Genomic DNA, 6737 nt, shown 5'->3' with positions numbered 1-6737 from the left:
AGCTGCCCTTGCAGCCGTAGTCCGAGCTCAGGTAGCCGGCCGGCTCGCCGACGTCGAGGAGGTAGCCACGCGAGAAGAGGGCGGCGTCGTAGTTGCCGGCAAGGAAGTCAGGCTCGAACGAGGCGTACTCACCCGCCTTGATCTTCACCTTGATGCCGATCTTGGCGAGCTGGTCCTGGATCACCGCGGCCAGGTCGGCGAACTCGGGCCGGTCGTTGTAGGCGATGAGGGTGAAGCTCAGCGAGCTCGGGTCCACCCCTGCCTGGCTGAGCAGCTGCTTGGCCTCGTTCGGGTCGTACGCCGCGGGCTTCGCGCCCTTGGGCGCCCACGGGTCGTCGGGCGAGAAGGGTCCGCTGGCCGGCTTGGCGCCGCCTTCGTAGACGCTGCTCGCGATCGCGTCGAGGTTGACCGCGTGCTGGATCGCCTGACGCACCAAGGGGTTGTTGAACGGCGGGCGCGAGTTGTTGAGCATGAGCGCCGTGGTGCGGGGCGCCTGGAGCGAGTCCACCTTGATGTTGTTGGACCCCTGGAGGGTGGCCTGCGACACCGCGGGGACAGCCGACGCGATCTGCACCTCACCGGACTGGATCTGGGTGACCCGGGTGGCGCCGTCGACGATGAACCGCACCTCCGCCGACGCGAGGTGGGGCTTGCCGCCCCAGTAGCTGTCGTTGCGCTTGAGCTCGAGCGACTGCCCGGGAACCTCGCTGACCACGGTGAACGGGCCGGTGCACGTCCCCTGGATGTCGATCTTGTCGCCGGTGTACGCCTTCGGCGCGAGGATCCCGGTGTTGGGGCTCGCGACGCGCAGCGGCAGGAGCACGTCCGGCGCCTTGGTGGTGATCTCGACGGTGGAGGCGTCGACCGCCTTCACCCCGGCGACCATGCTCGGCTTGAACGCCCGGGCCGGCGTCTTGGCCTTGAGCACGTGGTTCAAGGCTCCCGCCACCGCGCTGGCGTCCATGGGCGTGCCGTCCTGGAACTTGACGCCGGAGCGGAGGGTGAAGCTCCAGACGGTGGGCTTCACCTGCTTCCACGAGGTGGCGAGGCTCGGCGCGACTGACCCGCCCTCTTGGTAACGGGTCAGGGTTTCGAGGCATCCGGCCCTCGAGAGATCGATGGCGTCATCCGTTTCCAACGCCCAGGCCGCCTGCGGAGTCTTGAACTCCGCGTAGACGACGCGTCCGCCGGCGCCGTTGGCGCCGTCGCTGCTCGGGGTGCCGCCCATGCCACAGGCCGTGGCGGTCAATCCGACAAGTGCCAGGGCACTTGCCCAGCGAAGTCGACCCATTTCTGAACTCCTAGGTGTGCGTGCATCGTTGGACGCAAGGGGTGTGTTCAGTTCCTCAGCAGACCATGCAGTCTGTATTTTGTCAACAACTTTCAGTTGACGAATTGCGCTCTGACTCTTGAAAACTGGACGATTCCAGCGCGTAAATCGCCCCTTTCCTGGCGTATGCGGTCCGTATACTGTCGACTGTTGTGCCGATTGGGTACGACGTCAGGTGAACCGTGGCTGGACGGGGCCGCGCGCATTTTTCGAGGAGTTGTCCGATGGCCGCCCAGAGCTCGCCGAGCCCGATCCCACGGGTCACCCTGGCCTCGATGGTGGGAGATCGAATTCGCGCCGACGTGGTCGAGGGCGCCCTGCCCCCGGGCTCCCAGCTCAACGAGGTGGAGCTCGCGACGACCTTCGGGGTCAGTCGTGGTCCGGTCCGTGAGGCGCTGCAGCGGCTGATCCAGGAGGGGCTCCTCCTCAGGGAGCCCCATCGAGGGGTGTTCGTCCCGGTCATGACGCCCGAGGACGTCGACGACATCTACCTGGTGCGCGAGGCGATGGAGACCACCGCCGTGCGGCGCCTGGCAGGTCTGTCGCGGACAGCCTCGGCGTCCAAGGCGCTCGACAGGATCGTGCGCGCGATGGAGACGGCGGAGCGGGCCGACGACTGGAACACCGTGGCCTCCCGGGATCTGGACTTCCACAGCGCACTGGTCGCAGCGGCGGACAGCCCGCGCCTGGAGCGCATGTTCACGACGGTGATCTCCGAGACCCGGCTGTGCCTCGGCGTGCTGAGCGCGGCCTACGACACTCGTGACGACCTCGTGGAGGAGCACCGCCGAATCAGCGACCTGATCCGGCAGAACGACGTCGACGGCGCGGTGGCGGCACTGAAGAAGCACTTCGACGACGGGGTGGTGACGCTGAAGCGTCGGCTCGCGTCCCGTGGCGGTCCGCAGGCCGGCTGAACCGAGTCCCCGGACCACCCATGGGTGGCCTCCGGGGCGGGTCTGCGCTCGGGGGCGGCTCACGCTTCCCCTACGGTCGATCTCCGGCGGCCAGCGCCTGACGGTCCGCGTCGAAGCACCGGCCCGTGGGTCCGTCGTCGGGCAGCGTCGCCAGCCACACCGCCGTGTCGGCCGCCAGGTCCGACGGGTGCTCGGCGTCCGGACTCGCGGGCGGGCGGGTGCAGCCGGGCGACGCGGCGTTGACGAGGATGCCGTCGAACTCCACCTCGGCGGCCAGGACCTGGGTCAGCATGACCAGGGCGGCCGTGGAGACCTGGCCCGCGGGCGAGCCCGGCGCCGCTGTGCCCTCGGTCCCGCCCAGGGGGCTCGACACGTTGACGATGCGTCCGTACCCCCGCGCGCTCATGAGGGGGACCGCCTCGCTCGCGCATCGCCAGGCCCCGAAGAGGCTGGCCTCCATCGTCGTGCGGACCGTCGAGAGGTCCGGGGCCGCGGCGCGGTGCCGCGGCCCCTCGACGTCGGGCTCGGCGTTGTACACGAGGACGTCGACCGAGCCGTAGAGGCCGACCGCCTGCTCGAAGGCGGACCGTACCGAGGCGTCGTCCTTGACGTCCATCGGCACACCGGCCACATCACCGCTCGCCCAGCCCTCGAGGCCCTTGGCCGCCTCGTCGGCGCGGTGCGCGTCAGCGGCGGTCAGCACGACCCGGTAGCCGAGCTGGGCGAGCTGCCGGGCGATCGCCAGCCCGAGGCCCCGGCTGCCTTCGGTCACGAGGGCGACTCGCTTCTCCAGCACGTCCATTGAGCTCAGCCCCTGTGGAGCGTCAGCCGGTGACGCCCACGCCCATCGCCAGTCCCACGAGGTAGGTCGCGCCGGCGGCCATCGCCCCGAAACCCAGCTGCCGCAGGCCACTGAACCACCACGGCACGACGGTCGCCATGGAGGCCAGGCTGCCGGCCACGAAAAGTCCCACACCGCCGACGGCAAGGCCGTAGAACAGGGAGGTGAAGCCCAGCAGGAAGGGCAGCAGCGGGATGATCGCGCCCAGCGAGAAGGTGACGAACGAGGAGACCGCTGCGACGCGGGGGGACGGCTTCTCGCGGGGGTCCAGGCCGAGCTCCTGGGTCACGTGCACGAGGGCCGCGTGCTCGGGGTCGCGGTGGACGTCACGTGCCGCCGCGGCGGCGGTGGCCTCGGTCATGCCCATGCTCGCGAACATCTCGGCGAGCTCGTGCTCCTCGGCCGCGGCGTGCTGCCGGATCTCGTCCGACTCCTTCTCCCACTCCCGGTCGACCTGCTCGTTCTGGGTCTTGACGGAGGTGTACTCCCCCATCGCCATGGAGAAGGCACCGGCGACGAGCCCGGCGAGCCCGGTGAGGATGACGTAGCGGGGGGCGACGCCGGCGGCGCCGACACCCGCGACGAGGGCGATGTTCGTGACGAGGCCGTCCATGGCCCCGAAGACGGAGGCGCGGAGCGCGCCTCCGGAGACGTCGGCGTGAGTGTGACCCACCTCGGCGGGTCCGGAGGGGATGAGGGTCTTCGACATGCGCATACCATAGGTGATGTGTAAACTGTCGACAACGCAGGAAAGCCTGTCCTAAGGTATGCGAGCGCGGCCTCGCGCGCTGTTCTTGCCCGGCCCACGACAGCGCCTTAGTGTCTTCGCATGCGCGCAGCTTCGCGAACGCCGCGGGCCATGCCGTCCCGCGAGCAGGTCGACCTCGCGGTCGAGGTCTTCAGGATGCTCTCCGACGCCACGCGGGTCCAGCTGCTCTGGGCGCTCCTGGACGGCGAGATGCCGGTGAACGAGCTCGCCGACGCGGTCGGGAAGCCGGCGCCCGGCGTCTCCCAGCACCTCGCCAAGCTGCGGATGGCCAGGCTCGTCTCCACCCGCCGCCAGGCGAACCAGGTCTTCTACCGGATCGAGGGGGAGCACGTTCGCCAGCTCGTGGCCGATGCGATCTACCAGGCCGAGCACGCCGCGGGCGGGATCCCGGAGCACCACCGCGCGGACACCTCGGTGCGCGAGATCCGTGAGGCGGGCGAGGCCGGCGCAGCAGCCGAGAGCTGAGCCGCGCCGACCCGCTCCCCCGGGCCCAGTTCAGGCGGCGGCGACCTCGGCGACGACGCCCGCATGGATGTGGAGCATCCGGGCGAAGAGCCCGTCGCCGCGGGTGAACTTCAGCGGGACCTCGCCATTGGCGGCGACCGCGTCCTTGGTGCCGTCGAAGAAGGCGGTGCCCTGGTCCGGGGTCTTGTCGCTCTTGTCGTCGGGGTAGAGCGGGTTGGTCGTGTTCTCGATCTTGGGCCACAGGGCTCGGGCCGCCTCGGTGGACTCGAACTCCATGATGAGGACCACGGTGTCCGGCAGCAGCTCACCGGCGACCTCCTCGAGCACGGATCCGCCGAGGTACCCGGGGTGCCCGTCGAGTGACCGCAGCCAGTCCTCGAGGTACTTCCGTGCCTGCTCCCCGTGGCCGGGCTTGGCCACGTTGATGAAGATGTCGCGTCGCTTCATGGAGTTCCTTTCGCGGGTGCGGCCGGGGGCCGCGGTGACGGGTTTCGGTGGCGACCGGCCCGGGCACGTCGCTGCGAGGCGCGCCGGCCCGGTCCGGGTGTCGTCAGAGGTCGAGCAGGGCGGCCAGACCGGTGAGGTCGCTGACCTCGTGGTAGCCGTAGTACGGCGTGCTGGGCTCGTAGCCGCGGTTGACGTAGACCTTGTTGGTCATCCGCAGGTCGTGCGCGGGAATGAGGTCGTAGCGCAGGCTTGATGACACGTGCAGGATGTCCTGCGGACCGCAGCCCAGCTGGTCGAGCATGTACTCGAACGCCTGCAACCGGGGCTTGTAGGCCTGGGCCTGCTCGGCGGTGTAGACCGCGTGGAAGGGCGCGCCCAGCTTGTCGACGTTGCTGTGGATCTGCTCGTCGGCGGCGTTGGACAGGATCACCAGCGGGTAGCGCTGCGCCAGCGCGGCCAGGGGTTCCGGGACGTCGGGGTGGGGTCCCCAGGAGGGCACCGAGTCGTAGATCGCCTGGCCGTCGCTGTCACGGTGCTCGATCCCCCACAGCTTCGCGGTGCGGGCCAGCGCGTCGTTGATCACCTGGTGGTAGGGCTTGTAGGCCCCCAGCACCTCGTCGATCCGGTAGGCCTCGAAGTCGTCGAGGAAGTCGTCCATACCCTCGGCCGGGACCCGGTCGGCGACCAGCCTCCGGGTCACGGCGCTCATCCCGAACGCGGTCAGGGTGCCGTAGCAGTCGAAGGTGATGTACTTCGGGTCGGCGTCGATCATGCGGGTCGTGCTCCTGTCTCTTCGCGGGTTGTCGGGCGTCGTGGGGTCGGTGGGTTCAGTCGTGGTGGCTGACCAGGGCGTGCGCGCGGTCGGCGTCGCGGGCCAGCGGCTCTGCGTGGATGGTGGCCGCGGTCAGGCGTCGCACACCGTGGACGAGGTCGTGCTCGACCTGGTGGCTCAGGTGGTGGGCGTCGATCAACGACAGCGTCGAGTCCACGGTGACGCGGGCCTCGGCGAGCAGCTTGTGGCCGTGCCAGCGCAGCCGGATGTCGGTCACGTCGACCACACCCGGGGTGGCCCTGATGACCTGCTCGGCCTGGTCCACGAGGTGCGGGTCGACGGCGTCCATCAGCCTGCGGTAGACCTCACGGGCGGCGTCGCGCAGCACGAAGAGGATCGCGCCCGTGATGAGCACACCGATGACCGGGTCGGCGATCGGGAAGCCGAGCCAGGCGCCGCCGGCGCTGAAGACCACGGCGAGGCTGGTGAACCCGTCGGTGCGGGCGTGCAGCCCGTCGGCCACGAGGGCCGCGGACCCGATGCGTCGGCCGGTGCGGATCCGGTACTGCGCGACGACCTCGTTGCCGACGAACCCGACGACGCCGGCGATCGCCAGCACCTCCAGGTGCTTGACCTCGCCGGGGTTCATGAACCGCATGACCGCCTCGTAGCCGGCATATGCGGCGGACAGGGCGATGAGCGCGACCACGACGATCCCGGCCAGGTCTTCGGCGCGGCCGTAACCGTAGGTGTAGGCGCGGGTTGCCGCCCGGCGCCCGACGATGAACGCGATGGCGAGCGGGACCGCGGTGAGGGCGTCGGCGTAGTTGTGCAGGGTGTCGCCGAGCAGCGCCACCGAGTTGGTGTAGAGCACGACGATCGTCTGGACCACGGCGGTCAGCAGCAACCCGACGAAGCTGACCTTCAGGCACCGCATGCCCTCGCGGCTGGTCTCGAGAGCGGAGTCGACCTTGTCGGCGCTGTCGTGCGAGTGCGGGACGAACAGCTCCTTGAGGAACCCGACGATCCCCCCGCGGTGCTCGTGTCCGTGCCCCTCGCCGTGGTCATGACCGTGTCCGTGGCCATGTCCGTGGCCATGTCCGTGGCCATGTCCGTGGCCATGTCCCTTGTCGTGGCCGTGGCCACCATGGTCGTGGTGGCCACCGTCCTCGTGGGGATGGGGATGCGGGTGGGGG

At 69.8% G+C, this 6737-nt stretch carries 8 protein-coding genes; 2 read left to right on the top strand and 6 right to left on the bottom strand.

Features of this window, described 5'->3' with window-relative positions:
* Positions 1–1228 (bottom strand): ABC transporter substrate-binding protein (locus ACPYOM_RS20210; RefSeq protein ID WP_481347315.1); only part of this gene is annotated, 1228 nt, incomplete at its 3' end.
* 326 nt (positions 1229–1554) lie between these two features.
* Here ACPYOM_RS20210 and ACPYOM_RS20205 point away from each other — a divergent pair.
* Positions 1555–2247 carry a GntR family transcriptional regulator gene (locus ACPYOM_RS20205; RefSeq protein WP_481340944.1) on the top strand — a complete coding sequence of 231 codons (693 nt, stop codon included), beginning with the start codon at positions 1555–1557 and terminating at the stop codon, positions 2245–2247.
* A 70-nt stretch (positions 2248–2317) separates the two neighbouring features.
* Here the strand turns inward: ACPYOM_RS20205 and ACPYOM_RS20200 are convergent, their stop codons facing one another.
* Together ACPYOM_RS20200 and ACPYOM_RS20195 are read right to left on the bottom strand one after the other, a co-directional pair.
* Positions 2318–3043, bottom strand: coding sequence for an SDR family NAD(P)-dependent oxidoreductase (locus tag ACPYOM_RS20200; RefSeq protein WP_481347314.1), 726 nt, complete (start codon positions 3041–3043; stop codon positions 2318–2320).
* Positions 3044–3071: 28 nt separating this feature from the next.
* Complete coding sequence (locus ACPYOM_RS20195; protein ID WP_481340946.1) at positions 3072–3797, bottom strand: VIT1/CCC1 transporter family protein; 726 nt, start codon at positions 3795–3797, stop codon at positions 3072–3074.
* Between the two features lie 120 nt (positions 3798–3917).
* Here ACPYOM_RS20195 and ACPYOM_RS20190 point away from each other — a divergent pair, with 120 nt between their 5' ends.
* On the top strand, positions 3918–4322 hold the full coding sequence (locus tag ACPYOM_RS20190; RefSeq protein ID WP_481340947.1) for an ArsR/SmtB family transcription factor: 405 nt from the start codon (positions 3918–3920) through the stop codon (positions 4320–4322).
* Positions 4323–4352: 30 nt separating this feature from the next.
* Here the strand turns inward: ACPYOM_RS20190 and ACPYOM_RS20185 are convergent, their stop codons facing one another.
* The 3 genes from ACPYOM_RS20185 to ACPYOM_RS20175 all read right to left on the bottom strand — a co-directional run bounded on the left by ACPYOM_RS20185 (position 4353) and on the right by ACPYOM_RS20175 (position 6478).
* The gene (locus tag ACPYOM_RS20185; protein WP_481340948.1) at positions 4353–4769 is read right to left on the bottom strand and encodes an antibiotic biosynthesis monooxygenase family protein; all 417 of its coding nucleotides are present in this window, start codon (positions 4767–4769) and stop codon (positions 4353–4355) included.
* 103 nt (positions 4770–4872) lie between these two features.
* The gene (locus ACPYOM_RS20180) at positions 4873–5541 is read right to left on the bottom strand and encodes a haloacid dehalogenase type II (RefSeq protein ID WP_481347313.1); all 669 of its coding nucleotides are present in this window, start codon (positions 5539–5541) and stop codon (positions 4873–4875) included.
* Between the two features lie 55 nt (positions 5542–5596).
* Positions 5597–6478, bottom strand: coding sequence for a cation diffusion facilitator family transporter (locus tag ACPYOM_RS20175; RefSeq protein WP_481347312.1), 882 nt, complete (start codon positions 6476–6478; stop codon positions 5597–5599).
* Positions 6479–6737: the final 259 nt, after the last annotated feature.

The organism is Monashia sp. HAY1-2A (assembly GCF_056755315.1).
Note: the sequence above shows the minus strand (reverse complement) of the source record. Positions and strands in the feature narration are given on the sequence as shown.

Excerpts from the sequence above, each read along its gene's own strand:
- ACPYOM_RS20205 (WP_481340944.1), top strand. The coding sequence starts at position 1,555 with ATGGCCGCCCAGAGCTCGCCGAGCCCGATCCCACGGGTCACCCTGGCC.
- ACPYOM_RS20195 (WP_481340946.1), bottom strand. The coding sequence starts at position 3,797 with ATGTCGAAGACCCTCATCCCCTCCGGACCCGCCGAGGTGGGTCACACT.
- ACPYOM_RS20190 (WP_481340947.1), top strand. The coding sequence starts at position 3,918 with ATGCGCGCAGCTTCGCGAACGCCGCGGGCCATGCCGTCCCGCGAGCAG.
- ACPYOM_RS20185 (WP_481340948.1), bottom strand. The coding sequence starts at position 4,769 with ATGAAGCGACGCGACATCTTCATCAACGTGGCCAAGCCCGGCCACGGG.
- ACPYOM_RS20180 (WP_481347313.1), bottom strand. The coding sequence starts at position 5,541 with ATGATCGACGCCGACCCGAAGTACATCACCTTCGACTGCTACGGCACC.
- ACPYOM_RS20175 (WP_481347312.1), bottom strand. The coding sequence starts at position 6,478 with ATGCGGTGCCTGAAGGTCAGCTTCGTCGGGTTGCTGCTGACCGCCGTG.